This is a genomic window from Halolactibacillus alkaliphilus, assembly GCF_900115465.1.
Taxonomy (GTDB): Bacteria; Bacillota; Bacilli; order Bacillales; family Amphibacillaceae; genus Halolactibacillus; species Halolactibacillus alkaliphilus.
Genome location: NZ_FOWN01000006.1, coordinates 48330 through 74561 on the forward strand (window position 1 = coordinate 48330; position 26232 = coordinate 74561).

Sequence of the window (26232 nt, forward strand, 5' to 3'; positions counted from 1 at the left end):
GCTATAGACGGCGCCTGACGTTGATCACTGTATTTTGATGACGAAAAGGCGCCTCACTTTCTTAACTAAACAAAAACGAACATATTGAAGGAGGACATTTAGATGATGTCACATGAGACGGCGAAAGAACGCGCAACCAAAATCGTTGCCCAAATGACCCTTGATGAGAAGATTGCTCAAATTAACTTTCGCGCACCCGAAATTAAGCGCCTTGGCATCCCAGATTACAACTATTGGAACGAAGCACTCCACGGCGTTGCACGTGCGGGTGTAGCGACGGTCTTTCCACAAGCCATTGGTCTTGCGGCGATGTTTGATGAAGAGATGATGGAAGAGATTGCAGATGTGATTTCGACAGAAGGTCGGGCCAAATACAACCAGTACCATGCTGAGGGTGACCATGACATATATAAAGGATTAACGTACTGGTCACCTAATATTAATATATTTCGCGACCCTCGTTGGGGGCGTGGACAAGAGACGTACGGGGAAGATCCTTATCTAACTGCGCGCTTAGGCGTGGCCTTTATAAAAGGCTTACAAGGTGACGGGCCTTATTTAAAGTTAGCCGCTTGTGCAAAGCACTTTGCCGTTCATAGTGGACCAGAAGCTGACCGACATTCATTCGATGCGGTTGTTAGTAAGAAGGACTTGTATGAAACGTATTTACCTGCCTTTGAAAAAGCAGTGAAAGAAGCTGATGTCGAAAGCTTTATGGGGGCATACAATGCAGTAAACGGGATTCCTGCCGTTGTACATCCTGAATTAATGCAAGATATTTTAAGAGAAGATTGGCAATTTAAAGGACACGTTGTATCTGATTATGCGGCTTTAGAAGACGTTCATGAGAACCATCACTATACAAAAACAGCCGCAGAAACGATGGCCATTGCCATGAAAGTCGGATGTAACCTTTGTGCAGGTAATATTTCTCATCATTTGCATCAAGCTTTTGAGCAGGGCTTAGTGACAGAAAGTGAAATCACTGCGTCAGTTATTCAACTGTTTACGACAAGGGTGCGTCTTGGTATGTTCGATGACGATAATCCGTATGATCAAATCCCTTATTCAGACAATGATACACCCGCACACCATCACGTATCGTTAGAAGCTGCGCGTAAATCGATTGTCCTACTAAAAAACGACCAGATGTTGCCCCTTAATAAAGCTGCACTTGATGCGGTCGCGGTTATTGGTCCGAATGCGACAAGTTCTGAAGCACTCAAAGGCAATTATTTCGGGACGGCTTCAAAGGAGACACATTTCTTAGCCGGTATTCAAACAGCTCTAAACAGTGAGGCGCGTGTCTACTATGCAAAAGGTTGTCATCTTTATACTGAACACGCCGAATCAACACTTTCTAGCAAACATGAACGTGAATCTGAAGCAATCATCGCGGCCAAACATGCAGATGTTGTCATTGCTTGTCTCGGTCTAGATCCGACGATTGAAGGTGAACAAGGGGATGCCGGAAATGTGTATGGTTCGGGAGATAAAGAAACACTGTATTTACCGCCTGTACAAATACGCTTATTAAAGAAACTCCTAGCACTAGACAAACCCGTTGTTGTCGTTGTTGCAGCAGGGTCAGCGATAAGCTTAAATGGCTTAGAAAGCCATCCGCAACTAAAAGCGATTATTCACACGTGGTATCCAGGGAGCTTTGGTGGGCAAGCACTCGCTGAGATTCTCTTTGGTGACGTGAGTCCTAGCGGGAAACTTCCTGTCACGTTTTATAAGAGCACCGATCAGTTGCCGCCATTTAATGATTATTCAATGACTAAGCGAACGTATCGCTATATCGAATCCGAACCACTCTATCCGTTTGGTTTTGGTTTAACATACGGTGACGTGACGTTAGATAATCTCATGATTGAACACCAAACAGATAAAGTAAACGTTTCTGTCACTCTCACCAATCACGCTGCATGCCCGATTGAAGAAGTGATTCAGATATACGGAAAGACAGATTCAGTGTTTGAGGTGAGAAACACCAAATTAATTGGCTTTAAACGTGTGGCCCTATCGGCGAGAGATACCGCGACCGTGACAGTCAGTGTCCCGATTGATCACTTAAGTGTTGTTGATAACGACGGAATCAGACGACTTGACGGGACAAAAGCAGAACTTTTTGTCCATACCGCTTCACCATCTCCGATTTCAGAAAAGTTAACTGGACAAAAACCACTTAAAGCATCACTGCCATTAAATTAACTAACTGTCATGAATATTCAAGCATAACTATAAGGAGAGAGACACATGGCTACTTTTACAAATCCCGTTATTAAAGGTTTTTCACCAGACCCATCGGTCTGTGCTGTTGGAGATGATTACTACTTAGTCACATCCACATTTGCTTATTTTCCTGGTGTGCCTATCTATCACAGTAAAGACCTTGTGAATTGGAAACAAATCGGTAATATTTTAGACCGAGAAGAACAACTGAACTTACTCGGAGCAGAACAATCAGGCGGTATTTTTGCCCCTTGTCTGCGTTATCATCAAGGAACTTTTTATATGATTACGACCAATGTATCGCATGGTGGCAATTTCATTGTCACCGCTACTGATCCGAGCGGCCCGTGGTCAAACCCTTACTTCATTGACAATGCCCCAGGGATTGACCCTAGCTTATTCTTTGATGACGATGGGCAGTGTTACTATGTCGGTACACGTCCGAATCCTGAAGGTGTCAAATATAACGGTGACTGGGAAGTTTGGCTACAAGCGTTAGATATTGATACGATGAAGTTAACAGGTGTGAGTACGAAATTATGGAAAGGAGCACTTCATACAGCCATTTGGCCAGAAGCGCCTCACATTTATAAAAAAGATGGCTATTACTATTTATTAATTGCTGAAGGTGGCACGGGCTATAATCATGCCTGCACTGTTGCCCGAAGTGACAAAGTCGATGGTCCCTATATGGGCAATAAAAATAACCCCATTCTCACCCACCGTCATCTTGGTAGAGATTTTCCTGTTCAGAATGTTGGTCATGGTGACTTTGTCGAAACACCTGATGGGAAATGGTATATTACCTTATTAGCAAGCCGTATGTATAATGGCTACAGCAACCTTGGTCGAGAAACTTTTTTAGCAGAAGTCGTCTTTGAGGATGGTTGGCCCGTCGTTAATCCTGGTATTGGTCGACTTTTAGAGGTACAAGAACATCACTTACCACTTGTCCCTGTTCTATACGAAGAACGCTATACGTTTGAATCATTTCATCCTGCGTGTTTATTTTTACGTAACCCTAAGATGGAAAACTACGATCAACATGCAAGACCAGGCTGGTTAAGGCTACACCCAACAAAGGTCACGTTAAGTGATTTAGATTCACCTACCTATATCGGCTTGCGCCAGCAATCGATGAACTATGTATTATCAGCGCAACTAGACACAGCACTAGCTGATGGTGGTGAAGCAGGTCTTGTTATTTTACAAAATGAACAGTATTCCGTACGACTCGTTGTCTGTCGTGAAGAAAATCAAACAACAGTTAAGATGATTACCCGAATAGACGGCGAAGAGACTATCCTTGGCTCATGTTTAGTTACAGACGATACTGTCATACTTGACATTCATGGGAGTGGTCAGGAAGTTAAAGGTGTTTGTCGCACAAGTGACGGGACACTAACGATTGCTGATGGTGTTGATGTTCACTATTTAAGTACTGAAGTTGCTGGGGGGTTTGTCGGTTGTACGCTCGGTGTTTATACAACCTCACAAGCAGCAGATCCTGGGCATGTGGACGTTAACTACTTAGAGTTAAAGAATCGCTAATATTTCATGACCGACTTAGCCGGTTTAATAAAAAAATGACAAAACTTACGCACTAATAATGACTTATCAGTGCGTAAGTTTTTAATTTAACAATAACAGTATGTTAGCTTTTAAACACGTATTTAATCACCGACAATCATCACATTACACTTGCGGTCTCTTACTCTATTTTGATCCCAATCAATATAATAGATATAACCAACAGCTCCCGTAAGAAGTTCTTTGTCCTTTAGAACAAAACTCTCACTTGAACCAAAAAAAGAAGCGCGAATATGGGCGTCTGCATTTAAAATCGTTGCCTCATCTGTTGGATAATTTGGATCGTCTAAACCATGTAAAAAATCAACATGTTCCTGACCTGGATATAAATAATCTGATTCTGTTAGTTGACGAGGAACCAGTTTATTTAAGATTCTATTTAAATCGACTTGGATATATTCATCTCCATTAAAATCTTTATCATGTACAAACTCTTCAAAAATAACAGAACATGTCGTATGCGGTGAGGAAACAACACAAATACCGTTTGTGATATGACTCTTTTTTACAATGTCACGTATTTGTGACGTAATATTATGGTACGTTACACGTGTTCCGTTCGATGTTAAAATAAGTTGATCATAATAAGTTGCCATGCTTCTCCTACTTTCTGTTTATTTATGACATGCTTTCGTTACAGCCGCTAACATATTCCTTACCATGACTGATGGGTTATCCGCTAAAACAATGCCACTTGTACACCCTGTTCCATCAGCACCGCTTGACATGATGTTATAAACATCTTCTGGTGTTGTAATACCCGCTGCCTGCATGACAAGAATATCGGAAGAAATAGCTCTAACTTCACTGTTTGTTTTCTCAACGTATGAGCTATCACTCGTTTTCCCAGTACCAATTAACTCTGTTGGCTCACAAAGAATAATATCTGGACTCAATATTGCCAGCGCCTTCGCTTCTTTAACAGAATCAGCACATACAATGGTTGTTAAGCCTTTTTCTTTAGCTTTTTCTATTGATTTCACAATATCTTTTAAAGATAAAGCATGTTCAGCGTGATTTAACATAACCGCCCTAGCACCGACGTCTTTTAATGAGACGGCTGATACAAAGCCCATCCCTCGTCCTAAATCAAGGCTATCCATATGTTGTGCTGTAACAATTAAGTGCGTTGTTCTTTCAGCTATTTCTTTTAAATAGGGGAAAGGCGCAGTAAAATAGACATCAAAATCTACTTGTTTTGCATAGCAATCGGATTCTATCGCCAAATCTACTATGTGTTGTAAGTCCAAATAAGATTTAGGATTAATCATAAAAAACGGTCTTTTTCTTAAAGTATGTTTCACCGGCTTACACCTCCCATTTAACAGGCTTCGTTTCAAAAACATGATAGTAATTGACTAGCACTTGCTTTAACCCGTTCTTCATATTTTCCCTTAATGCCATATAATGCAGAGAATCTTTTTGTGCTTCTTTATGTGCAGCAACAATTAAATCTGTGAAGATATTTATCTTTTGCATGCCTTCTTTTGCACATCGCTTTAGGTTAGCATCACCAGATGAACTCCCGCCATGAAGCACCAGCGGTACATCTACTTTTTCAACAATGTCATGAAGGCGTTCAAAATTTATTTTAGGTTCTCCAACATATTGACCATGAGCGGTCCCTATAGACACTGCCAAAGCATCGACATGTGTTGCTTGAATAAAATTATATGCATCTTCTACCTCTGTATAGTGTGAATCATCATTACTTTCACCCTCGTAAGAGACAGCATTCGAACCAACGTGCCCAATCTCACCTTCAACTGTTACACCGCATCCATGGGCGTAGTCGACAACTTGTTTTGTTAAACGAACATTCTCGTCATAGTTTAAAGAAGAACCATCAAACATGACCGAATTAAATCCTAAATTTATTGCTTTTTTTATGAAATCTAAATCCGTTCCGTGATCTAAATGCAAAACAATCGGCACTTTTGCTTTATTTGCGTAATAGTGTCCAATCCAAGCTGCTTCTTCTAAGTCTAGATAGTCTTGATGTGATTGAGCGTAGGCAAGAATTAGTGGCAGCCCTAGACTCTCTGCTGTTTCAGTGTATACTTTAGCCGTTAAGCTATCGATAAAATTAGTCGCCGGAATGGCATAGTTATTTTCTTTTGCTATTTTAAACAACGCACTTGAATTAACAATCACTTAGCATCCCTCGTTTCTTTAACGGTTACTTGAAGCGACAACGTGTCTTTGGAACAGGTTGTCGCTTTTATCCCTTATTTTAATTTTTGTTCAATCGCGTCATACACTTGTTCAGCACCAATACCAGTTAAGAGCGGCACACCATTGATGACTTTTTCTTTTATTTTATCTGGAACGACAGTCGTTGTAACAATCGCATCATAATCATCAATCTTATTCATTTCATCAGCTACTTTTGATTGATATAGCGTCACCTCTTTATCTAAGTCTTTTTCTTTTAACCATTCTTTAATTTTCCCTGTGACTACCGTTGAGGTAGCAACACCAGTTCCACACATAATAAGTAACTTTTTCATTTTACTTTTCTCCTTCTGCCATAGAGCGGCGTGGTTTTAGTTTATTTACATAATATAAGCCCATAATCGTTACAATACCGATGGCGCCAATACCAATCCAACCTAAATGTTCAGATGCTGCCACATACATTAACGTTGTCCAAAGACCGCCTTCTGCCATTGCTGTAATGCTCGTATTCCCTGCCATATCGAAATTCGACGCGATTGCTGCTTCTGTAACTAATGGTGCAACCCATGACGTAATATAAAGAATAGAAGCCATATAAACAGTACCACCTACTACCGTTCGAATGATATTACCACCAAAAACAGCCGCCATCAAAGCCACAACAAAAGGAATTGTCGCCAAGTCACCAAATGGCAAAGTTGTATTACCAGGTAGTATAATAGCCAAAGCAATCGTAATAGGAACGAGTAAAAGTGAGGATGATAAAACAGCAGGATGTCCAACAGACAATGCTGAGTCCATTCCTATATATAACTCTCTTCCAGGGAATCTTTTTCTTACAAATTCTGTCGCAGATTCTGATATTGGCGTAAGCCCTTCCATAAGTAACGATACCATTCTTGGCATTAAAATCATGACCGCAGCCGTCGAAACACCAAGTTCACCAATACCACCCACATCATAGCCAGCTAAAACACCGATAACTAGCCCGATCATTAATCCCATCACGGTCGTATCACCAAAAATACCAAATTTCTTTTGGATTGTTTCAGGATCAGCTTCTAGATTTCTAAAGCCTGGGATACGGTCAAACAACCAATTCATCGGCACAGCAAAGATAAACCCAGGGGCCGACGTCCCATGTGGGAAAGTAATATTAGGGAAACCATAAAACTTATTAATAATAGGACCAATCATATCCCCTAATAAAATAATCATTGCAAAATAAACAGCTGTTGCGAATAGACCTAAAGCAAAGTTACCACTTACAACGTAAACGAGTGATGCAGCAAATGCAGCATGCCAAAAATTCCATATGTCGACATTAAGCGTTTTGGTTAAACCGAACACGAGTAAAAGAATATTGATGACAATACCAATAGGAATTGATAAACTACCTAATATAGTTCCGTATGAAATCGCCGCAGCTGCTGGCCATCCAACATCAATCGTCGTTAAGCTAAGACCAAATCTTTCAACCATTGTTTGTGCCGCTGGACCGAGCGAATTACCTAATAAGCCAATGACAAGATTTAAACCAACAAAGCCAATCCCTACTTTAAGACCAGAAATAAATGCTTTTCCTGGTTTTGCACCTAGAATAAGTCCAAAAGCAAAAATAAGAATCGGTAACACGACTGTTGCTCCTAAATCAACAAACCACTGTAATGCATTTAACATGTAAATTCCTCCTATACTAGATAAGTTTTTGATCCCGAATAATGCTTAAGTAGTCCTCTATATTTGAACAGGCGAGCATAGCTGTTAGTACTTCTTTTTTTTGAAATACATCCATTAATTTTCTTAATATGTCTAACTGTTCAGCTGGCTCTTTTAACGCTAACATGAAAATTAATTGAACCGGCACTAATTCTTTAGAGCCATCCATTGCCTTAAAATGTACAGGTTTTTTTAACGACATAAAACCAATTTGTGATTGCTTCACCTTATCACTGTCCGTGTGTGGAATCGCAATACCGATATGATTAACATATAAACCAGTCGGAAAATGCTCCTCCCTTGTCATCACACTTTCTATAAACTGGTCTGTTACTAAGTCTTCAGCTTGAAAATGATTGGCTAACATGTTGAGCGCGGATTCTTTTGTGTCCACTTTATCTTTTTGCAATAGGATGATTTGTTTATCAAATAACATAACACTTACTCCAATCTATATATGCGTATTTTCACTAATAAATGTTAATAAGTCCCTTTTATCGGTCACTGCACACATCTTTTTCACATTTTCTTTTGTCTCAACCAATTGATATAGTTCCGCAAAGACATGCTTAATTTCTGCTAAGTCCTTCTCTGCAACACCGATAAAAATAATTAACTGGACTTTGTTTGTCCCCCACTGAATGCAATCTTGTAATGTTATGATAGACAAAAAAGATGCTTTTAACGTATGCGAAGAGGCATGTGGAATAGCAACGCCTGTGTATAAACTTGTCTCACCCATAGCCTCTCGTTCATAGAGTGACTGCTTGAATTCATTTGTGACAAGCCCCATTTTACAAGCTTCTTCTGAAAAAAAGTCTAAGATATGATCTTTGGATAAAAACGTCTCTTTAAGGTAAACTAAGTCTGGCGTTATAAATTTTGCTAACTTCCCTCTTGATTTTATCGAAACAGGCATTAAAGTGGACTTGCTCTCGCTTAATTCCTCATAATTTTGTTTGATTTCTCTCATTTCTGACGCTGTCACTAATGGTGATACGTAGATGACCTTTTGTTTATCATAGGATAGTGGTATGGAAGAAATAATCATATCTGCCTCATCTAACGTATTTTCATAAAAATCAGCCAAAGAAATGGTTTCAATCATCGTTGTTGCTGGTAGGGCATGTTTAATTTTGTTGTAAATTAATTCAGAGGTTGCTAATGCTTTTTCACATACGATGAGTATTCTATTCGTCGGAATCTTTTTCTCAATAGCTACTTGAAAGTGTATGGTTACAAAAGATATGTCATGGTCATTCAATTGAATGTGGTACGTTTCTTCAACATCGTTTAATAAATACCACACCATGTTAAAAAGTACGTTATACTGACGTTTGACACTTTCAAGCAACGGATTCGTTAACGTAACCCCTATTTTCAATCGATAAATCATCGTTGTCATATGCGCAATTAAAACGTCTAAAAGATGTTCATCCGTTTGTAAATCGACTTGCAACATATGACTCATTTTTTTAATTAACTGTGTAACGAGCTCAATCATTTCAGCATCTGCTTGTGCGACTTGTTTGATTGGCTTAATATCATGCGCAAAAAGTAAACCACTTAAATACTCTACCTCATTCTCATCCACTTTTAGATTCAACTCTTTATTCAGCATCTGTGATAATTCAACAGCTATTAAATAAGACTCCATATATGTGGCATTTTCCATAAATAATTGCTTTTTCTTCCTTATTCTAAAACTATTGCAACGTCTTTGAACGAAAATCAACAAGCTGATAAATAATGAATCTTTATAGTAGTCATTTAACGGGCGACCTGTCATAGATAAAAGATTGTCACAGGTCGTTTTAATATGGTGAATGATTTCTTCAGAAAAGAAGAGCGTCGCAATTTCCTCCAATACACGTTCTTTTTTAGATATGTCTCCAATCGACTTATAATCTAGTAAAGAAAATATATACTGTTTTAATACGTGCTGAATGTCTTTTTCATCGCCACTCATTCTCGTCCCTAAATGATCTGATATTAGCCTTACATCTTTACCCTGGAAAAACGTTTGAATTGCTTCAATATCTTTTCTCAATGAGCTCACACTCACAACATAATCGATGGATAATTGTTCATATGTCATGTGTTCACTATCTAAAAGTAACCTTTTCATAATATCTCTTTGTCTATCCTCTGGTGAAAAAGATGTATAATTCGGGGATAAGTGTTCAAGCAAACTTTTTTTAAACAGGTATTTCGATTGGCTTGACCCATTAAGAATTAAACCTTTTCTTGGAATTTTTTCAATCCAAACGGAATCATCCATTAATACATTCAACCATTTCACATCATCATAAATTGTTTTTGTAGAAACAGATAATTTGTTACTAAAGAAATTAGCCGGCCGGTAGTCTACTTCCTCCATTAACATTTTGTAAAGATCAAATCTCCGAGAATTAATTTTATTCATTTTGATTTCCCCTTTATCTTTTTACAACTTAATTATAGTAAACGCTTTCTTTATTAACCATGACATGTTTCTTCCACATTAATGTGGAAGGACAATCAGACGCATCGTTCCTTTTAAACTATATCAATCTGTTTAAGCTATAAAAAACTATATAAATCAACTCATTATACAACATTTTCATAAGAAAAAACCCAAAAAGAAGGGCCGTTTTTGGCGTCCGTTCTTTTTGGGTTTTCTTAACGTTCTTAAGAAACATTCCACTTATATAAGTACGTCAATTCTCTCCCAAGAAGGTTATTAACTCTAAGGTTTGATATAACTTGCCCCGTGATGCTGTTGATCACTTAAATAGACAACGCCTGAGGGCACTGTTTCTATTCCTTCAACTAATTCTGATTGACTTAAGCCTTTGCTCGTCAAGGAAACAAGGCAAGCTTTTATTTTTACTTCTTTTTTCAGCACATGGCGTAATCTATCACTGACTTCACTCGTTTTTGTAAGACCGCTAATCGCCGGGCCATTAACTAACATAATCACTTCTTCATTCGCATAGTCAATCATGTTGTTCGCATTGTTTAGGGCTAATTGCCACTTTTCCATTTCATCAATATGAAAAATCACACGTCTCATCATCTATTCCCCCTATCACATTCCATTGTAACGCGAATACACAAAAGATGCGACTTATAGCGTTTCGTCTAGATTGAATTGGTTCACTTCTTCATCGAGTGTACCCGATAAAGCAAGTAAAACATCACCAAGTGACTTGATCTCGTCAAGTGCAGCCGTTTGCTCTTCAATTGAAGCTGATACCTCTTCAGTTGATGAGGCATTTTCCTCAGCAATGGAAGAAAGATTTTCTAATACGGCAATGATGTCATCTTTATAGTGGCGCATGTCTTCTCCCGATGTTTTAAGGGCGTTGACATGTTGTTTTGATGTTTCGATAGCTGCACTGATTGCGTCGTATTGTTTTTTATTGTGCTGGATTTTTTCTGATTGCTTGGTAAAGTTAGCTAAGACGTCCGTCATCTTCTCAACAGCGTCCGTTGTACTTTTTTGCAGATTCATCACGATATCGTCAATATCCGCTGTTGAAGCAGTAGACTCTTCAGCAAGCTTTCTAATTTCATTCGCTACAACCGCAAAGCCTTTTCCGGCTTCTCCAGCACGTGCTGATTCAATCGCAGCATTTAAAGCTAGTAAATTCGTCTGTTCGGCAATACTGGCAATGACTTGTGATGCTTTAGATATATCTGTAGCACTGTCATTTGTTTTCTTAATCTTCTCTGCAATCGCTTGGGTATCTCGTTCACTCTGTTTTGATAAACTCACCAACTCACCAATCTCTGTTAATCCTGCACCCACTGCGTGATGAACTTGGTCATTTGATTTCATTAATTCCATGACTATTGTAGCGTTTTGATCAATTTTTTCTCCGAGTAAATTCCCTTGTTCTGCGCCTGATTCTATTCCTTGTGCTTGCGCTTGCGCACCCTCTGCCACTTCATTCATCGCACGTGCAACGTCCTCTGATGCTTTAGCTGTTTGTGTTGTATTGACATTGACAACACTGGCTGCCTCGGCAACCTTATCAGATGATACCTGAATGGACTGCATCACTGTTTTTAGTGCGGTTGTTGTTTCCATTAATGCTGCTGAAATGGCGCCCATTTCATCTTTTCTCTGTTGATATTTAGCTGGAACTGTCACGGTTAAATCTTTCTTTCCAATATGCGTGGCTATTTCTTTTAACTCATTTAACGGCCCAATCAATGATTGTGACACAAAAAAGACGACAACAAGCATGATCACCATCGCTACACCACCGACCAACATAAAGACTGGCAATAGCTGCTCTAAATAAGACGCAATTAATTGATCAATGTCTTCTTTGGGTGCACCTGCAAAGAGCGCTCCGATGAGTTCACCCGATTGATTATATACCGGCCGATAGGCTGTATAATAGTCATGATTTGCAATCACCGCTTCCCCTAGATAATGCTCATTATTTAAGAGTTGATTTTCAACCGCTTGATTATTTAGCTCTGTTCCCACAATACGTTGACCATCATCATCCGTAATACTTGTCGATCGTCTAGTGAATGTTGTGCCGTTATAATCAAATAACGTGAAGACTCGGTCAAGTTGAAGGCTGAGAACGTCAAGCGCAGCTGTGATGGTGTCTTGGCCTACGTCTGTTATATTCAACACATCCGACGGTGCATCTTCACTGTCATTTAACCGATAATTTAAAAACAACTCGGCTGCGTTTAACGTTTCATTTAATGCTTGATCTAAATACATCTCTTCCAACTGATTAGACGCTATCTGATAACTTATTGCCGTCACCCCGATCATTATAATCAACGTCAACGTACCAAAAAGTACTAACATTTTCTGTTTCAAACTACGCATATTGATATTCATTCCCTTCTTTATTTCGGTTGTTTTTCTTATATTTAGGAAAACCTTGTTCATTTTATCACAATTAATGTCCTCTCACTATACTTTTTATGGAAATGTCATTTTTTGTTCACAACTTAAGGCTCACGACCTTTTCTTCATATGCGAATAGAAAAAAACAGATTTAGCACAAGACGCATGACCGAATCTGTTTTATCATTATTTTCTTTTAAATACACCGATCACTTTACCATTAACCTGAACATCTCGACTATCCATCAAAATAGGCTCATAAGCATGATTTTCCGATTGTAGAATCACTTGACTTCCCATCGGATTATAGCGCTTCATTGTCGCTTCTTGGTCAATCACAGCAATAACAATATCCCCATTATTTGCTGTTTGTTGCCGGTGCACAATGACAATGTCTCCAGGCGCGATACCTGCATTAATCATACTGTCACCTTTGACTGTGAGTGCGAAGCTTTCACTTTCTCTTATGACAAATGTTTTAGGTAGCAAACAACTTTCTGAATAATACTCAATCGCACTTATAGGAACACCTGCAGCAACATCTCCTACAATAGGAATATCAACTAAAGGTTCTGTGGAAGCCAGTTGGGTTTCTCGGTCTATAACACTTACTATTTTAGTATCATCCTTATTTTCTAGTATGTCATATACTTTCTGTTGCCTGAAATTATGATAACAATAATAATTATCTTCTGCCGGATAAAATTGTGGTTGACAAGCAGGGATATCAGATACGCTGTCACCGTGTCGGTCTATCAAAATAACTTCTAAGCCATCAGTGACAACCCCATATTTAACATGTTCATTTGCTTCCATATATGTTTTTAATTGTTGTAAGCCATCTTGAGTACTTTCACCAAACGCCTTCGTTTCTATGAAGATATAGGGACGCTCTTGTCCGTTATGATGAATCTTGACTGCAAGATCAACATACCCTCGTTTAGAAAATTGTTGGACAGGATACTCAAGTTCAAGTAAAACATCTGGATACTGATAACTTTCAATAAGTTCTTTTATAACCCATTGTCTGACTTTCTCTTCTTTACTATTTAAATCTGACACCTGATCAGTTAATCGATAATCCATTATAGATAGCGTTCGATAAGGGTGTAACTTCCGGTCACGGTACATCCTTAGATGTTGCGGATTTAGTTCCTTTATAAGTTCTGATGGTTTTCTTACTGATGTCATATAAAGCAAATCATTCGCACGCGTCATACCAACGTATAAAAGCTTGCGCTCCTCTGTTCTCACAGTATCTTCATCATCAATATCAGCAAATTTATAATTTGGTATAATTCCATCATCTAGATTGACAAGTAGGATCACTTTAAATTCAAGCCCTTTTATCGAATGCATCGTTAAGCATTTAACAGCGTCTTTCTCAAAATCGGGTTTTTGAACTTTGAGTTGATGGACTGGAATTTTTTTCTGATAATAAGTACTGCTCAATATCTTCTAAAAACCGTGATTCTTTTGCGACAATACAAATGTCTTTGTATTGATATTCACCGATCAATGATTCAATTTCTTGTTTTAAAAATACTAAATGAGACGAATGGTCCTTAAAAAAGCGGTAAATAGGTGCATGACCATGTCGATCGATAAGGGCCGGTTTGACAAAATCAACATTACTCAATATCGCTTCATCATGTTCAATAAGACCATAAGCAGCTTTTGAAATTTCAGTCGTTGTCCGGTAGTTTTTTGATAATGTTCTTGCCCGACCACTCATATCAAATCCAATTGTGGTATACGCTCGCCCTTTACCTAGCCAACTTAAATGATAGATACTCTGAGTATTATCTGCGACGAACATAATCGATTGGTGTGGCTTATCCGTTTGAACATGTGTAATGTACATCAGTTGGACTTTAGTTAAGTCCTGACTCTCATCGATAATAATATGTGTGTAGCCTTCAGGTGGATGTTCCTCTACTTCTCTTAAAGCCATCAGATTGATTGTCGGAAAATCCACCCACTGTTCTTTTAACATCAGACGGTCATAATGTTCCTTCAGTGCAAAAATCGCTTCGCGCGTTTCTGAATTTTTATGCAACTTCTGTGGCATCCCTTTACTTCCTGTTGCTCTTCCAATCCGATCAATTTCTTGATAGACGTTAAGATCTTGAATATCACATGCTTTTAGCCAATGAATTTCATCAAGTAAAAAGTTTTGAAACTTCGGGCTAAGAATCGTCACATCTTTATAATTATCTTTCATGTCGTAAAGGGCATGATTCATTACTTTTAATAATTGGCGGCGATTGGTCATCGTTTTTAATTGTAAACCTAAACGCGTCATTCTCGCTTTAAAAGAACGATACATTAATTTATCAATCGTTGTAATGGTAACATCTGTTTTATGTTCCGATAAAAACGAATCGTAGGTCTCCTCTTCAGATAATTGATTAAATTGATAATGAATAAAATTAAGCAATGTTTTATTATAAGTAACAAGTAAAATGCGATCGTCTGGTTCGAAACAATAATGTTCCTTCAAAAAGGACACTCGTCGAATCGCAACACTTGTTTTTCCTGATCCAGCTACACCTTTAACAGCCAGATGTCCTTGTGGTTCTAATTCGACAATTTTACGTTGTTCGACGTTTAGTTTCATTGCACGTGCCTCCATCAAAGTCATTTATACATTCATACGACCTATTTTACCATATATATATAGGCTATTTTGCGGATTTTGTCATCTTTTTTAGTCTTTCTTCTTTGTTTAAAATGTTGAACTACCCCTACCTAACATTCTCACGAATGTTTGAAGAAGGTGGCTTCTCACTCTAAAACGATAAATAAGACCCGCGCTGATCCGGTTAGCACTAAAAGAGTCAGAAAAGTGGCTGGATTTGAGTTTAATAGACTAGCAGACATCTATGACTTTTAGCCAGTCACCTCTCCATTAAAAAAGCAAACAAAAATAGCATGTAGTCTTAAATCAAACGGGTGCGTCTGGTGATTGTGAAAAGCATATAAAAACTTAAGGGATAACAGGTGCGAGGATGTGAATTAAAACAACAAAAAGACGACACATGTATTCGAAAATATGAATACGGTGTCGTCTTTTTTTGATTTTAATTAAACGGACATGAAGCACATCACAAACTGTTCAGTAGCCTTTACCTGTCCGTGTGCCTTTTTGTCCTTATCATTAGTTACACTGACTGACTTTTAGTTGTTTTAACCGCGCTTTTTCTCTTAATGGCGCTTCATCTTCCCAATCGTTGTAGACATCAATAAAACCATAGCGCGAAGGCTTCGTCAACATTTCTGGATGTTTAAAATCTGGATGCATGATGCCTGGTGCGGTCATTATTTTTTGTTCCATAGCTTTTGTTAAAGCTTCTTCATCACTTAAACATAGCGCCAACTCATTAAGTGCCATGCCCTCACGATAATGACGTGATAACTTTGCGATTTCTACTAACACAACACGCGCTTCTTCTAATAAATAGTCGACACGGTTTCTCACAACGTCATGTTCAAAGTAAGGCAACAATTTTTCTTTATGTTCATGATACAACCTCGCTGCCCGGCGAACAAGTTGACTACTTTCAATCACATCATCTGCCGTCGCCGCATGATGTGCCTCACAGTAACTCACTAAGTGGAATACATCCGGATTAAACATCATTTGAAGCAGTGTTGTTCGTGCCAATTGTACTTTTGCAATATCTAAGTCAGTACTAAAATGTTCAATGCCACTTCGAGCTTCCATATAGATTTGACTCGTATTGCCTTTTGGTCTGACCCACTCAATCACTTGTTTAGCCGCTGTCATTTTCGCTAAATCAGCGAAATCCCCTGTTTCAGCTGGCTTATTGAATTGATGTTGGAAAATCATATCTTTCACACCCGCTGTGTACATCACACTTGCGATCAGTGCGTAGTCCACGACAAATAGCGTGTCATGAATAAAGCGGGAAGACCATTGATTAGGGTCGTTCATTTCTACTGGGATACCTTGATCAGCTAAATACTTAACCGTCGCTTTATGTTCTTTGATCGCTTCTTTTACACTTAAGGGGCCACGTCCGTCTAATTCACTAAACCAAAACAGTGGGACGGCCTGGTGTGCGCCTTTTAACATACCGATTTCTAAACACGTATCAACAAAGGGCACCAAATCTTTTACATGGGCATAAGGTTTAACTGCAGGGTAGTTACCCATACGCGACGCTTCATATAGTGCTGTTAAATCTGCGACATCTTTATACGGTACCCCGCCATCATTTTTCATCGTTTTAAAAGCTGAGTGATCACCAAAGTAACGCTGTGACAAGTCACTCGAACCGAGTGACACTTCATCAACCGCGCCATGTAGCGCTAATTTTTTAATCCCCTCAACTGTCGGTTCAATCGTATCACCCGGAATACCAAAATGGGTACGAATGAGTGGTAAGTCTGTTTCCTTCATCCGAATGGGAAAGTGATTCAATGCGTCATCCGTTGGTTTTACTCGCCCTGGTTCATTCAAATAATCGTCATCTTTAATAACGTCTAAAGCTAATTGATCAAGTAAGTCAATGCCTTCAGGTTTAAATTCTCGGATCATTTGATCTATGACAGCGTCTCTAAGCGAAGCCTCTTCGACCTCTAAGAAGTTAAGTGTTTGTTCTGTCCGGAGAACAATGTCTTTATGCGAACCAATCAATGTTAACGGGTACGCATCAACTAAAGCTGTTTTTTCGACTTCATCAAGCGTAGGATAAAGCGCTGCAAAACACACTTTTCGCTTGGGGTCATTGAAAAAGCCCTGTTGTTCTAAAAGGGTCAGCATCTTTGTTAATTCTTCCATCGCTTTATCTTTTGATAAGCGATAACTTAAACCAATATACTTCGGATCTTTTTCTAATAAGACCTGTATTTTTTCTTCGTTTGTTAATTGTGGTGGCAACACCTCAACCGCCAAACCTACTTGACGTGCCACCTTACTCGCTTTATGAAGACCAACCGTATGCGGGTCGTAGCCGAGTGTCATCCCAATAAATAATGCTTTCATGAAACCACCTCTAATTCTCTGTCTGGTTCGACGATTTTAAAGCAATCACCAGATAGGTAACGAATTATATAATCCGTTGGAAAATCAACTAAATCACGCCAATCATCTGTTTCAATACGGCGATAATAGCGAAAATAAAGGGCTAATATGTCCTTAATAGGTGTGACATCGAGTCCTAATCGTTCGCCAATGGCCGCTAGTGGCACAAGCCCTGTCGGGACATCTTCTTCAACGTATCGACTTTGCGGAACGGAGCGTTGTTGATACGTCTTCGTCCGTCCAATTGTCTCTCCTAATGTTTCTTTTGGATCACGTTTAACATCATACGTATAGGCAAGCCAATGTTGAGCTGATAAAATTGAGTCATTAATTTCTCGTAAATAATCATGACGTACTTGACGAAGTTGATCAATATCATCAATCTCTTCTTCTTTATCACGCAAATGATTCATAATCTCTTGGAATCGTTCATCATTTGGTTGATCTTTTAATCCAAATACATTTAACCCTAATATTTTTGCAATTGTTAACCGAATTTGATCAATCGCTTCTAAATGAGCTGTGACTTTCTTGTTACCGAATATACCTTCCATATAAAATGAGTAGCCTTCACCTTTACTCTCTGCGTCCTTAATAGCATCGTAGTTTAAAAGATAGGCAGCTGGATGGAAAATCGCGCCAATATTCCCGATCGACGTTGTCGCCGGCAGTGTATTAAGTAATGCCTGTGGAAATAAGCTCTGAATATTCGCGATTTGTTCTTTAGTAAAGGCACCCTCAAGTGACACGAGCCAACTTCTTTTACGTCGTTTAATGTACACACTCCCCGCACTCGGTGCTTTACATGAGTAGGGGTTAGTAGAAAAACAAACGAACGGATAATCTTCACCTAAAATCGACCATAAATAAGGTACCGCAAATGTACGTGATGGTGAAAGAATAATCGGAATACGTTTATTTTTTATACCTGCATCTGCCAATTGTTTAATTGAACTTTGAGTGAAGTGTGAAGGGTGAGCTAAAATAATAACATCAGCGTCAGCAATCAGTGCTTGTAAATCATGTCCAACATCTTTTGGACCAAGCTGAACTAAATGTGACATTTCGTGTTGTTCATTTTCTGGACGTTCTAAATAAATGCCTCGTTGTTGCTGGATAGCTTCAACAAAACATGTCCCGTTTTCTGACGGTCTAGCGTATCCGTATACGCTGTGACCTTGTTCGACCATATCGACTAAAAAAGCACGTCCCGATTGCGAGCTTACCGAATGGATACCAATCTTCATATCTTTCTTCTCCTCTAACTATTATAGTAGCCATTAAAGATGAGGCATGCCCCATCAAAAAACGTGTGTCGCGGATGGCCTAACAAACACATCCGACGCTATTTTATTTTTCTCTTCCCTTACATCTCCACCTCCATTTTCGTTTTTTTGCAACCGGTATCACGACTGATATGACTAGCCTCATATCACTTCTACCGATTTATATCAAAATGATTATAGCACCTCAAATCAAAAAAGAATAGCAAAACTTTTCGGCATTTTTCTTATTTTTAAACCTTCCGGTTTAAAAGGCTTGATACGATTGATTTTACGTCTCATTATCATTAAAAATTTGAATAAATCTGAAAAATCCCAAGACTTTTTCAAGAGATATTGTTTTAATTATCTAAACCGTGCTTTATACTTATCTATTAAGCATAGAGCACGATTCACTGCTCAATAACCAAAAAAAGAAGCTGTCAGAAAGGTTAAAAGACGATGAAAAAAGATAGTCAACACTTCTTACAATTTAAAGAGCGCACGCAACACGGAAACGACAATTTCCCACTACAACTGTATCACCAAGTTACACACACTGAAAAAGGACTCATTTTTCATAATCATTGGCATGATGAAGCGGAGTTGTTTTATGTGACGGAAGGCGAAATTGATTTAGTAGTTGATGAAGTGGCTTTTTCCGCTAAAGAGCATACGATGGTATTGATTCCACCTAACATTATCCACGGTGCCTACCTCTCTAAAGATAAAAAAGCTTGTTTTTCATCGATTGTTTTTCATCCGGATTTTATCTCCAGTAAACGCGTCGATAAAATTCAAACGACACAACTCGATCCGTTTTTAACTAATACCTTTCACTCTACTTACATACTAAATATCGGTGATTATACTCACGGTGCCCTGAAAAAATCATTCCAATCGTTTCAAGAATGTTATCATAGCCATCACCACTATGCTGAACTTGCTATGAAGGGCTATCTCTTTCAGATGCTATTTTTTCTTCTTGAAAGAGAAAGAGAAGACCCAACGCAAGCATTTACGAAAAGTTTGAATGAGGATAGGAAAAAGAAAATTCTTACCTTTATAGGTGATCACTATCAAGACGACATTAACCTAAATGATTTAGCCCATGTTTTATCATTGAGTAAGGAACAGTTTTGTCGTTTTTTTAAACAATCCTTTCACACTACACCGATACATTATTTAACACAATTCCGGTTAAATCGTGCGATGGAACTTTTAAAAAACAGTGATTTACCTATTATTACAATTGCTTTAGATGTTGGTTTTACAAGTAGTAACTACTTCACCATCGTTTTTAAAAAAGTGACGGGCATGACACCTTCAGAATACCGTAAAGTGACATGATTTTAATAGTATTTGCCATGAAACTACACGCTTTAATTCGTCCTCCTCTTTATAATAAGGCTTACAAACAATTGGAGGAGGAGTACAATGTCATTTTTTACACACGGTCATGATTTTTTAGAGTACCATAACGGCGGTGAGACGCTGCGCATCACTAGCTGGGGAGAAAGTAGTTTTCGCGTTACATCTGTTCCTAATGGCCCTTTAGATTTAAATAGTCACGCATTACTTCTACAAAAAACATCTGCAACGATCAACATAGACGATGAAGTAGCAGAAATATCGAATGGTCAAATTTCTGCCGTAATCGATACAAGAGGTTGGAACAGCTCCGCTGTTATTACTTTCTATAACGATAAAAAAGAACCGATATTAAAAGAAATTAATGGCGGAGGTGCCCTTGTTAAAAAAGCGCGATTCTTTAAAGCACATATTGGTGGAGATTTTCATTTAAAAGCAACATTTGAAGCTAATCCAAATGAAAAAATATACGGTATGGGCCAATACCAACAAGACATCTTAGATTTAAAAGGCTGCAACATTGAGTTGGCTCATCGTAACTCGCAAGCGTCCATTCCTTTTTATGTCTCAAGTCTTGGTTACGGTTTCCTGTGGCATAATCCCGCCATTGGTAGTGTATCTTTTGGCAATAACACGACCGAATGGCGAGCTGATAGCACAAAACAGTTAGACTATTGGATTACTGTTGGAGATACTCCCGCAAAAATAGAAGAACAATATAGTGCTGTTACAGGACGGGCTCCAATGATGCCTGAATATGGACTAGGTTTTTGGCAATGTAAATTACGTTATCATAATCAAGCGCAAGTGCTTGAAGTAGCACGAGAATATCATCGACGCAACATTCCTGTTGATGTGTTTGTCATTGATTATTATCACTGGCCACGCTGTGGTGATTTCTGTTTTGATGAAGCCGCATTTCCAGACCCTAAAGCCATGGTAGATGAACTAAAGTCATATGGTATGGAAGTAATGGTATCTGTTTGGCCTCAAATCGATTGGCGAAGCGAAAATTTCCAAGAAATGTACCAAAAAGGCTTACTAGTTCAAACAGATCGCGGACTCAATGTTCAAATGAGTTTTCATGGAAATAATGTTTTTTATGATGCCACGAATCCTCAAGCAAGGCAGTATGTCTGGGAGAAATGTTATGAAAACTATGGGAAACATGGGATTAAATTATTTTGGTTAGATGAAGCTGAACCTGAATTCACTACGTATGACTTTGATAATTACCGCTATTTTGAAGGCAGTGTGCTCCAAGTAGGTAATATATACCCAAGAGAATACGCTCGAGGATTTTTTGAAGGACAAAAAAAATCAGGGCAAAACGATATCATTAATCTCGTGCGCTGTGCGTGGGTGGGAAGTCAACAATATGGCACACTCATTTGGTCCGGCGATATCCATTCAACCTATGAAGATTTCCGCAATCAAATCGTGGCTGGTCTTCATATGGGCTTATCTGGTATCCCTTGGTGGACAACCGATATCGGCGGGTTTCATGGTGGTAATATTTATGATAAGGATTTTCAAAACTTACTCATACGCTGGTTCCAATTCGGCACATTTTGTCCTGTTATGCGCTTACATGGCAGCCGAATCCCGCATGAGGAACTCTTCAAAGCTAACGGTGAACCAACCGAATGGACAGGAGCACCTAATGAAATTTGGAGTTATGGGGAAGATAATTATCAAATTATGAAAAAATTCATTCATATTCGTGAAGCGATGCGTGATTATACTCGTCAGCTAATGGCAGATGCGCATCAGTCTGGTGCGCCAGTTATGCGCGCAATGTTTTATGAATTCCCTGATGAAAAAGTGGCTTGGGAGCTTGCTACACAATATATGTATGGTCCAGATATATTGGTTGCACCGATAGTAGAAGCATATCTAACGACGCGTCAAGTCTTTTTACCGAGTGGCTCATCATGGACCGAAGCACACACGGGTGATATATTTGAAGGCGGACAGTGGTTGGAGGTAACTGCTGATATCAACACTTTACCAATCTTTTTACGTGACGGTAAACAACACTACCTTATCGGCCTAGTTTAACTTGATTTGAGCATTCATTGCTACGCCAGTTGGTGAGCGATAAGTGCTATTCTAAGCAGTGTTCACTCAAGAACTGACAAATTAGACATATTATTAAGTCTACATTTGAATAAATTGAAAAAACATAAACCCCTGATCAAAATATAAAAAAGTATGGCTCGAGTCGCTGACTCGAGCCATACTTTTCTCTTCCTTTATTTAACTTAGATGTTTCTTTTTTTCTTTGATCAAACGCACTTTTTATGCCTATCTCAAACGTTTGGCCAATTTTTTAAATAGATGCTGCTCCCCTTTAGGTAAATAGATGGCAAGCTTTTCAAATCCGCCACGCCCATAATCTTTCATGATGACTTGAAGCGCTACTTGTGATTCTACATTTAATGAATCCCAGTCCCTGATCACACGCATCACCGCTAAATAAACTAAAGGTGCTAATTGATCTTTTTGGCACACGTCAGTTAACTGGTCCCACTGATTCCTCTCGAGCAAATTGAAAAGTAAGAAAGCGTCCTCGTTTTCAATGAGCAGTTTCACTTTAGGCGTCATTACCCGGCGTTTCTTTATATATGTATGCATCAAATACAGATGATATAAAAAGGCATGAATATGCTCTTTTGGTATAGAATAACACGTTGAATCTTTCACAAATTTAAGGGCATCAGCTGAGGAATGAACATCCCCTTGATAAACAGCAGGTGCTTGGTCAAGTAAGTATGTTCTTAGTGATACAAACGTTACTGATTGACTGCATTCAATGAGAGGTTCATCCAGTAAAGATTGATATGTCTGATTTAGCTCACCTACGACGTCTACTTGTCGGTAATAAATTAGTTGACGGAGCTTACGACCAAATGAGATACTTATAAAAATAATCACCATGAGGAATAAACTGGCTGTTATTAAAAATGTTTGATTGCTTAACCACTGCGCAACATCTCTCAAAACCATCACCCTCTTTCCTTGTTCCTGTTTATCCTTATACTACCATGTTACGAAACATGTGCCTAGTCATTTATCATTTTAAAAGCAACGTCTGTCGATAATTGATTTATGTTGTAGTATAATTAAAAATGACGGCTTTAAACAATCTTGACGGGGGCAAACACCATGGTTTTCTTTCAAAAACACGGATTATCAAATCCTGCGACATTTATTCATTATGACGTGACAGACTTTCAATTCCCTCCACACTTTCACCCAGCATATGAACTGTTATTTGTTGATTCAGGTGCTGTCGATGTCTTTTTAGACAATCAATATTACCGGCTAACATCAGGACAAGCGATCTTTATTCACAGCAATCAATTGCACCATATGCAAACCGTTGGAACGACGAAAATGACCGTCTTATTATTCTCACAACAGTTAATTAGTGATTTTGATCAACAATATAAAGGCGAAATTGCCGCGTACCCTGTGATCAATTTCCCACTTGATATTGATTTAGCTGAGTGTAAGACCGTCTATCATAAAAAAGCATTTTTATACCAGTTTATTAGCAGATTCATAAGTATGACCGATTTTATCCCGCATAACCGTTCTACAAATACGACTGCTTTATACGATGTTCTGCTCTATGTTGAGGCGCACTACAATGGCCATTGCTCACTTAAAGAAGCAGCAAATATATTACAGTACGACTATACTTATTTGTCACTCTTATTTAAACAAATGACAAATATGTCATTTACCGATTATGTTAATCAGTACCGAATAGGTTTCGCTTTAGATCAATTAAAAAATTCTGAACTCACCATCTCAGAGATCGCCCGTCAATCTGGCTATGACACATTACGGACCTTTAATAGGAACTTCTTGAAATGGGTCAACATGACCGCAACGGATTATCGTAAGAAAGAAACAGGGTGAGTTTAATGAATCACATTGAACTACCCCCACCTAACATTCTCACGAATGTTTGAGGAAGGGGATGCCATAAGGACACCCTAAAGGGGACCCATTCTCATTAATTTTTAATGAGAATACGATATTATTACTTGTTAATTAGTATATATTTGCTATAATCTTACTATCTGAATACAAAAATTATAAACAGAAGGAAGTTATCATATGGAAAAAAGACGTATTAGAAAAAAAAGCAGTAAGAAGAAATGGTGGGTTTTAACCCCTATTATTATTCTTGCCGTTATTTTGTTGTCAATTATCGGTTACGGATTCCACTTATATAATGAAGTTAAAAACAATGTGAATGATAAAATGCACGAACAAGTCTCAGGTGATGTGATTGATGTTGAGCGCACAAAAGAAAGAATCGGCAATCAAGAGAACATTAATGTGCTCCTCCTCGGTATTGATTCAGAAACATCGATTACTGGCCGCTCAGATGCGCTCATAGTCATGACACTAAAACCAGATGAAGAGACGATTCAACTCGTGAGCATCCCCCGTGATACACGTACAACAATTGTTGGGCGCGGAACAGAAGATAAAATTAATCATGCCCATGCTTTTGGTGGACCTGAAATGGCGATCGCAACCGTTGAGAATTTCTTAGATATTGATATCGATTATTTTGCACGTGTGAATATGGACGGTATGGCTGAGCTAGTTGATTTGGTTGGACCTATTACTGTTAACAATCACCTCGAATTCTCACAAGGTGGGAACAGCTTCCCGACGGGAAACATCACGCTAACAGGTGACGAGACAATGAATTATGTTCGGATGCGTAAAGAAGATCCTCGTGGTGACTTCGGACGGACCGATCGACAACGTAAAGTCATTGAAGGAATTGTAAGAGAAGGAGCTAAAATTAGCAATGTGACGCGTATTACTGCTATGCTTGACGTATTAGGTAATAACGTCAGTACAAATATGACATTTAGTGACATGACCTCACTGTTTTCAGATTACCGCCAAACAGCGAAAAACTTTGAAAACTATCAGATGGAAGGCTCTGGTACAATGATTAACAGTATCTATTACTACATTGTTCCTGAAGAAGAAGTTGTCAAAGTACGAGACATGATTGAATCATAATAACAAAAGCGAGCAGAAGAGTCCGTCTCCTGCTCGCTTTTATATTTGTCTCACGTTACTTAGGGTCCATTAAGCCGCGTGATTAAGTGGTTGTTTTACAAGTGCGGGGCGCTTACTAAATAAGAAGGCGACCGCAATAATATTAATAATAGCTGATGGGATGATATAAGACGCATTGTATACGAATGAATAAAGCCAAATGTTCATCCCGTCAATCAATGAGTCAAAGAACACAACACCTGCAAGGTAGTGACTAAAGAAGCGGAGTGTACTTCCTAGTGTGACGCCAATAATTACCCACTTGACGAATGTTGACCTTGCGCCAACTTTAAGTGCATGAGCCGCTTGTGTTTTAAAGAGCCCAGCAAATCCTAAGACGGTAAACGCCACTGGATAATCAAGTAAGCCTTGAACAGGGTGCGCAATCCAAGCCGTCCCTGAAATTACCTGTAAGACACCAAACAGTAAGCCCGATAAAAGACCTCCCTTTAGTCCCCAACGGTAACTAATGATAAAAATAGGAATCATCGCAAATGAAATGGATCCTCCTTGTGCCCATACTTTAAATGATAAAAACGGGATGAGGTCTAAAATAAGGGCGAGTGCTGAGAATATCGCGACCTCAATTAAAAATAACGTGCGTTTTGATTGCATCAAAAATGCCTCCTTCATAATTTTGTGCAACAAAAAAAGCAATGCCAAGGGATGCTTCCTGATGGAGGACCCTAACATTACTTAAAACGCCATCAAAAAAGCCACCATCCCTACGCTAGTATTAACTAACAGGTTCAGAGGGTCTAAGTATCGATACTTACTCTCAGCTGACGATTATCAGCTCCCCTTGAAGGCTTGATTCAATTACTTTTCTTGTTAGTTAGATTATATCAGTCTATTCTGAAAAT

Annotated in this window: 21 protein-coding genes and 1 riboswitch; of the genes, 6 read left to right on the plus strand and 15 right to left on the minus strand. The window is 38.7% G+C overall.

Annotation, left to right across the window (positions count from 1 at the left end):
• Positions 1-102: 102 nt before the first annotated feature.
• The gene (locus BM163_RS04105) at positions 103-2214 is read left to right on the plus strand and encodes a glycoside hydrolase family 3 C-terminal domain-containing protein (protein WP_089800530.1); all 2112 of its coding nucleotides are present in this window, start codon (positions 103-105) and stop codon (positions 2212-2214) included.
• A gap of 45 nt (positions 2215-2259) precedes the next feature.
• The gene (locus tag BM163_RS04110; RefSeq protein ID WP_089800532.1) at positions 2260-3786 is read left to right on the plus strand and encodes a glycoside hydrolase family 43 protein; all 1527 of its coding nucleotides are present in this window, start codon (positions 2260-2262) and stop codon (positions 3784-3786) included.
• Positions 3787-3908: 122 nt separating this feature from the next.
• Here the strand turns inward: BM163_RS04110 and BM163_RS04115 are convergent, their stop codons facing one another.
• The 13 genes from BM163_RS04115 to BM163_RS04170 form a co-directional block, all read right to left on the minus strand.
• A complete protein-coding gene (locus BM163_RS04115) occupies positions 3909-4421 on the minus strand; it encodes a YjbQ family protein (RefSeq protein WP_089800534.1) in 513 nt (170 codons plus the stop codon).
• Positions 4422-4439: 18 nt separating this feature from the next.
• Positions 4440-5129: a triose-phosphate isomerase gene (locus BM163_RS04120; protein WP_218029752.1), complete on the minus strand. Its 690-nt coding sequence runs from the start codon at positions 5127-5129 to the stop codon at positions 4440-4442.
• A 4-nt stretch (positions 5130-5133) separates the two neighbouring features.
• Positions 5134-5979: a class II fructose-bisphosphate aldolase gene (locus tag BM163_RS04125; RefSeq protein ID WP_089800536.1), complete on the minus strand. Its 846-nt coding sequence runs from the start codon at positions 5977-5979 to the stop codon at positions 5134-5136.
• Between the two features lie 74 nt (positions 5980-6053).
• Complete coding sequence (locus tag BM163_RS04130; RefSeq protein ID WP_089800538.1) at positions 6054-6335, minus strand: PTS sugar transporter subunit IIB; 282 nt, start codon at positions 6333-6335, stop codon at positions 6054-6056.
• 1 nt (position 6336) lies between these two features.
• Positions 6337-7683, minus strand: a complete 1347-nt coding sequence (locus BM163_RS04135) for a PTS galactitol transporter subunit IIC (RefSeq protein WP_089800540.1) — start codon at positions 7681-7683, stop codon at positions 6337-6339.
• Positions 7684-7699: 16 nt separating this feature from the next.
• Entirely contained in the window at positions 7700-8158 is a 459-nt protein-coding gene (locus BM163_RS04140; RefSeq protein WP_089800542.1) for a PTS sugar transporter subunit IIA, read from the minus strand.
• Positions 8159-8173: 15 nt separating this feature from the next.
• Positions 8174-10147, minus strand: a complete 1974-nt coding sequence (locus BM163_RS04145) for a BglG family transcription antiterminator (RefSeq protein WP_089800545.1) — start codon at positions 10145-10147, stop codon at positions 8174-8176.
• Between the two features lie 303 nt (positions 10148-10450).
• On the minus strand, positions 10451-10777 hold the full coding sequence (locus tag BM163_RS04150; RefSeq protein ID WP_170243625.1) for a DsrE family protein: 327 nt from the start codon (positions 10775-10777) through the stop codon (positions 10451-10453).
• Positions 10778-10831: 54 nt separating this feature from the next.
• Positions 10832-12565 carry a methyl-accepting chemotaxis protein gene (locus BM163_RS04155; RefSeq protein ID WP_170243626.1) on the minus strand — a complete coding sequence of 578 codons (1734 nt, stop codon included), beginning with the start codon at positions 12563-12565 and terminating at the stop codon, positions 10832-10834.
• A gap of 207 nt (positions 12566-12772) precedes the next feature.
• Entirely contained in the window at positions 12773-13945 is a 1173-nt protein-coding gene (lexA, locus tag BM163_RS13970; protein WP_229675487.1) for a transcriptional repressor LexA, read from the minus strand.
• Positions 13946-13970: 25 nt separating this feature from the next.
• Entirely contained in the window at positions 13971-15206 is a 1236-nt protein-coding gene (locus tag BM163_RS13975; RefSeq protein WP_229675486.1) for a UvrD-helicase domain-containing protein, read from the minus strand.
• Positions 15207-15746: 540 nt separating this feature from the next.
• Positions 15747-17597: a hypothetical protein gene (locus tag BM163_RS04165; RefSeq protein ID WP_089800552.1), complete on the minus strand. Its 1851-nt coding sequence runs from the start codon at positions 17595-17597 to the stop codon at positions 15747-15749.
• The gene (locus BM163_RS04170) at positions 17594-18883 is read right to left on the minus strand and encodes an NAD/NADP-dependent octopine/nopaline dehydrogenase family protein (protein WP_089800554.1); all 1290 of its coding nucleotides are present in this window, start codon (positions 18881-18883) and stop codon (positions 17594-17596) included. The genes BM163_RS04165 and BM163_RS04170 overlap by 4 nt, the downstream gene beginning before the upstream one ends.
• Positions 18884-19360: 477 nt before the next feature.
• Between BM163_RS04170 and BM163_RS04175 the strand changes: the two genes are divergently transcribed.
• Positions 19361-20248 (plus strand): AraC family transcriptional regulator, encoded by an 888-nt coding sequence (locus BM163_RS04175; RefSeq protein WP_089800556.1) that lies wholly within the window; start codon positions 19361-19363, stop codon positions 20246-20248.
• Positions 20249-20335: 87 nt separating this feature from the next.
• Positions 20336-22330 (plus strand): glycoside hydrolase family 31 protein, encoded by a 1995-nt coding sequence (locus BM163_RS04180; RefSeq protein WP_089800558.1) that lies wholly within the window; start codon positions 20336-20338, stop codon positions 22328-22330.
• A 246-nt stretch (positions 22331-22576) separates the two neighbouring features.
• On the opposite strand, the gene BM163_RS04185 is transcribed toward BM163_RS04180, so the two are convergent.
• A complete protein-coding gene (locus BM163_RS04185; protein ID WP_089800560.1) occupies positions 22577-23272 on the minus strand; it encodes a hypothetical protein in 696 nt (231 codons plus the stop codon).
• 165 nt (positions 23273-23437) lie between these two features.
• Between BM163_RS04185 and BM163_RS04190 the strand changes: the two genes are divergently transcribed.
• Together BM163_RS04190 and BM163_RS04195 are read left to right on the plus strand one after the other, a co-directional pair.
• Positions 23438-24199: a helix-turn-helix domain-containing protein gene (locus BM163_RS04190; RefSeq protein WP_089800562.1), complete on the plus strand. Its 762-nt coding sequence runs from the start codon at positions 23438-23440 to the stop codon at positions 24197-24199.
• 201 nt (positions 24200-24400) lie between these two features.
• On the plus strand, positions 24401-25330 hold the full coding sequence (locus BM163_RS04195) for an LCP family glycopolymer transferase (RefSeq protein WP_089800565.1): 930 nt from the start codon (positions 24401-24403) through the stop codon (positions 25328-25330).
• Between the two features lie 69 nt (positions 25331-25399).
• On the opposite strand, the gene thiT is transcribed toward BM163_RS04195, so the two are convergent.
• Positions 25400-25984: an energy-coupled thiamine transporter ThiT gene (gene thiT / locus BM163_RS04200; RefSeq protein WP_089800567.1), complete on the minus strand. Its 585-nt coding sequence runs from the start codon at positions 25982-25984 to the stop codon at positions 25400-25402.
• A 90-nt stretch (positions 25985-26074) separates the two neighbouring features.
• Positions 26075-26182: riboswitch (TPP riboswitch) on the minus strand.
• Between the last annotated feature and the right edge of the window lie 50 nt (positions 26183-26232).

Excerpts from the sequence above, each read along its gene's own strand:
- BM163_RS04105 (WP_089800530.1), top strand. The coding sequence starts at position 103 with ATGATGTCACATGAGACGGCGAAAGAACGCGCAACCAAAATCGTTGCC.
- BM163_RS04110 (WP_089800532.1), top strand. The coding sequence starts at position 2,260 with ATGGCTACTTTTACAAATCCCGTTATTAAAGGTTTTTCACCAGACCCA.
- BM163_RS04115 (WP_089800534.1), bottom strand. The coding sequence starts at position 4,421 with ATGGCAACTTATTATGATCAACTTATTTTAACATCGAACGGAACACGT.
- BM163_RS04130 (WP_089800538.1), bottom strand. The coding sequence starts at position 6,335 with ATGAAAAAGTTACTTATTATGTGTGGAACTGGTGTTGCTACCTCAACG.
- BM163_RS04135 (WP_089800540.1), bottom strand. The coding sequence starts at position 7,683 with ATGTTAAATGCATTACAGTGGTTTGTTGATTTAGGAGCAACAGTCGTG.
- BM163_RS04140 (WP_089800542.1), bottom strand. The coding sequence starts at position 8,158 with ATGTTATTTGATAAACAAATCATCCTATTGCAAAAAGATAAAGTGGAC.
- BM163_RS04145 (WP_089800545.1), bottom strand. The coding sequence starts at position 10,147 with ATGAATAAAATTAATTCTCGGAGATTTGATCTTTACAAAATGTTAATG.
- BM163_RS04150 (WP_170243625.1), bottom strand. The coding sequence starts at position 10,777 with ATGAGACGTGTGATTTTTCATATTGATGAAATGGAAAAGTGGCAATTA.
- BM163_RS04155 (WP_170243626.1), bottom strand. The coding sequence starts at position 12,565 with ATGCGTAGTTTGAAACAGAAAATGTTAGTACTTTTTGGTACGTTGACG.
- lexA (WP_229675487.1), bottom strand. The coding sequence starts at position 13,945 with ATGCATTCGATAAAAGGGCTTGAATTTAAAGTGATCCTACTTGTCAAT.
- BM163_RS13975 (WP_229675486.1), bottom strand. The coding sequence starts at position 15,206 with ATGAAACTAAACGTCGAACAACGTAAAATTGTCGAATTAGAACCACAA.
- BM163_RS04165 (WP_089800552.1), bottom strand. The coding sequence starts at position 17,597 with ATGAAAGCATTATTTATTGGGATGACACTCGGCTACGACCCGCATACG.
- BM163_RS04170 (WP_089800554.1), bottom strand. The coding sequence starts at position 18,883 with ATGAAGATTGGTATCCATTCGGTAAGCTCGCAATCGGGACGTGCTTTT.
- BM163_RS04175 (WP_089800556.1), top strand. The coding sequence starts at position 19,361 with ATGAAAAAAGATAGTCAACACTTCTTACAATTTAAAGAGCGCACGCAA.
- BM163_RS04180 (WP_089800558.1), top strand. The coding sequence starts at position 20,336 with ATGTCATTTTTTACACACGGTCATGATTTTTTAGAGTACCATAACGGC.
- BM163_RS04190 (WP_089800562.1), top strand. The coding sequence starts at position 23,438 with ATGGTTTTCTTTCAAAAACACGGATTATCAAATCCTGCGACATTTATT.
- BM163_RS04195 (WP_089800565.1), top strand. The coding sequence starts at position 24,401 with ATGGAAAAAAGACGTATTAGAAAAAAAAGCAGTAAGAAGAAATGGTGG.
- thiT (WP_089800567.1), bottom strand. The coding sequence starts at position 25,984 with ATGCAATCAAAACGCACGTTATTTTTAATTGAGGTCGCGATATTCTCA.